This window comes from Bacillus coahuilensis m4-4 (assembly GCF_000171615.1).
Taxonomy (GTDB): Bacteria; Bacillota; Bacilli; order Bacillales; family Bacillaceae_K; genus Bacillus_T; species Bacillus_T coahuilensis.
On record NZ_ABFU01000073.1, the window covers coordinates 1 to 2,525 of the forward strand.

The 2,525-nt window shown below is 38.5% G+C and carries 3 protein-coding genes; all 3 read left to right on the forward strand.

What is annotated here, in order from left to right; genetic code table 11:
- Nucleotides 1–188: 188 nt before the first annotated feature.
- The 3 genes from M44_RS24365 to M44_RS18645 are packed head-to-tail and all read left to right on the forward strand — an operon-like array spanning nucleotide 189 to nucleotide 2,495.
- Nucleotides 189–1,601, forward strand: coding sequence for a M48 family metallopeptidase (locus M44_RS24365; RefSeq protein ID WP_010176112.1), 1,413 nt, complete (start codon nucleotides 189–191; stop codon nucleotides 1,599–1,601).
- 28 nt (nucleotides 1,602–1,629) lie between these two features.
- Nucleotides 1,630–2,055 carry a VOC family protein gene (locus M44_RS18640; RefSeq protein ID WP_010176113.1) on the forward strand — a complete coding sequence of 142 codons (426 nt, stop codon included), beginning with the start codon at nucleotides 1,630–1,632 and terminating at the stop codon, nucleotides 2,053–2,055.
- A gap of 17 nt (nucleotides 2,056–2,072) precedes the next feature.
- Nucleotides 2,073–2,495, forward strand: a complete 423-nt coding sequence (locus tag M44_RS18645) for a DUF1801 domain-containing protein (RefSeq protein ID WP_010176115.1) — start codon at nucleotides 2,073–2,075, stop codon at nucleotides 2,493–2,495.
- Nucleotides 2,496–2,525: the final 30 nt, after the last annotated feature.

Genomic DNA, 2,525 nt, shown 5'->3' on the forward strand with positions numbered 1-2,525 from the left:
TCAACATCGGATCGCTGACGCTCTCCGTGTTTCCTTTATTTCTGGGGATAAGCCCTCCACCCTGTACGCCCCTACCCAGTCGGCTCCGCTTTCTCTAAGAAATTATTTTACAAATTTACAAAAAATCTCTAGTATTTTCCTATCATTCCTTTAAACTATTTTTAGAGAGAGAGAAAGGGAGTGAAGGTATGAATCAGAAGAATTTGGTTCATCAAAAGGAAGAGACTTATTTTATCATTGCTATTATTGTTAGTGTTATGGCCTATTTATTTTTGGCATTGTCTGTAGTGGGGATTATTATTCTAGCGTTTATCCTAGTTAGTTCTTTTTTTGTTCAGGGGATTTTTATTGGAAATATCCGAAGTAATGGAGTGAAAATTACTCAAAAGCAGTTCCCGGACTTTTATAAACGAGTAGAAGAGCTTAGTGGGCAAATGGGATTAAAGAGAGTACCAGATGTGTATGTTGTTGAGTCATCAGGGATATTGAATGCGTTCGCAACCAGATTGTTTGGTCGCCATATGGTTGTTTTGTATTCTGATATATTTGAACTGATCAAACATGATAACGAAGATGAACTAACATTTGTTTTGGCTCATGAATTAGCTCATATAAAAAGAAATCATATGCTTAAAAGCGTCTTATTATTACCGGCTAACTTTTTTCCGTTATTAGGGGAAGCCTATTCAAGAGGGTGTGAGTATACATGTGACCGAATGGCTGCCACGTATATTCAAAACAGTGAAGCAGCAGCGAATGCTTTAACCATTCTTGCGATAGGTAAAGAGTTGTATGTAAATGTGGATCGTGAAGCGTACATTGAACAGCTGGAACAAGAAAAAAGTTTTTTTGCTTGGTTTAGTGAGAAGCTTTCCACACATCCAGCACTTCCAAAGCGAATTGATGCAGTAGAAGCGTTTATGAAGGGTACTTTACCACGTAGATTTAAAGCGCCAATGGGGAAAATTTTATTAGGTCTAGCTCTAGCCATGGCCTTATATATTGCATCCATTATTGCGCTCACAGCTATGTTTTATTTTATTGGTAAAGTAGTAGATGAGGAATGGATGGCGGCAGGATTAGGAACTGAAATGGATTTTTCCTATGAATACGCCCTAAGCGAAGATCCAACAGAGTTGGAAGAAGCCTTTTATTATGATGACCTAGATGAAACTAGAAGATTGTTAGAAGAAGGACAAGATCCTGCCTTTATTTTGGATTCGGGGGAAACATTGATGCACGAAGCCATAATAGATGAAGATAAGCGTATGTTTTTAGAAGAGTATTTACAATTTGCAGCCCCTGAGACAACAAATGATTATGGTAATTCTCTTTTAGACTATGCGTTCCAATATGGTACAGTTGATACGGTTGATGTTCTATTAAGCGCAGGAATTGGAATCAATGATAGTGATGACTATGGATACACGCCTTTAATGTCTGCGGTAGAATACTGGGCTAGTGAGGAAATCATTCAATACTTATTAGAAAATGGAGCCGATCCAACGTATAGTGGAGAAGGACAATATACCCCAATTGAGCTTGCGGAAGAATACGAAATGTATGATATGGTAGACTTGTTAGATTCATACGTATATTAAACGACGTGGAAAGGACTTCACACATAATATGGATAAACATCTTGATCACATCGGTATTGCTGTTAGAGATTTGCAGGGGAGTATCGCATTTTATACAACCGTTCTGGGAGGTACATTACTAGATCAGTATCGTAGTGAAGCTCCTGGGGTAGAGAGTGAAATTGCGGTGATTGATATACAGGGTGAACGGTTTGAGTTACTTGCTCCAACCAATAATACAACTTCGCCTATTGCTCGCTTTATTAAGCAAAAAGGAAAAGGAGTTCATCATGTGGCCTACAGAGTACGAGACTTAGATGAGGCGATAGCAGAACTCAATCAATTAGGGATACGCGTACTCCCTGAAACAAGAAGGATTAATAAGCACGGGAGAAGGTTAATTTATTTAAACCCAGCTGATACTGAAGGTAGTATTATAGAGTATTGTGACTATAGAGAAGAGTCTGGCTCTTAATTAAGAGGAGGATGGGAATGTACGAACTGAAAACAAAGGAAAACGATCGGGATGTAGTGGAATTTATTGAATCGGTAGAAAGTCCTAAAAAACGAGAAGATGCCTATAAGCTACTGGACATTTTCACAGAAACGACTGGTTATTCAGCAAAAATGTGGGGACCAAGTATTATCGGATTTGGTTCCTATCATTACCGTTATGACTCAGGACATGAAGGAGATGCCCCAATCGTTGGATTTTCCCCCCGAAAAGCGAAAATTAGTCTATATTTTGCTACAAGTGAAGAAACGCGTACGGAATTATCCAGCCGATTTGGTAAGCACACAACAGGAAAGGCCTGTGTGTATGTGAATAAACTTGCTGATATAGACGAAGACGTGTTAAAAGAATGGATAACAGCAACTGTTAATCATATTAAAGCAACATATCCAAATGGGTAAGTTAAGGAAAGGACGAATTTAATTCGTCCT

Excerpts from the sequence above, each read along its gene's own strand:
- M44_RS24365 (WP_010176112.1), top strand. The coding sequence starts at position 189 with ATGAATCAGAAGAATTTGGTTCATCAAAAGGAAGAGACTTATTTTATC.
- M44_RS18640 (WP_010176113.1), top strand. The coding sequence starts at position 1,630 with ATGGATAAACATCTTGATCACATCGGTATTGCTGTTAGAGATTTGCAG.
- M44_RS18645 (WP_010176115.1), top strand. The coding sequence starts at position 2,073 with ATGTACGAACTGAAAACAAAGGAAAACGATCGGGATGTAGTGGAATTT.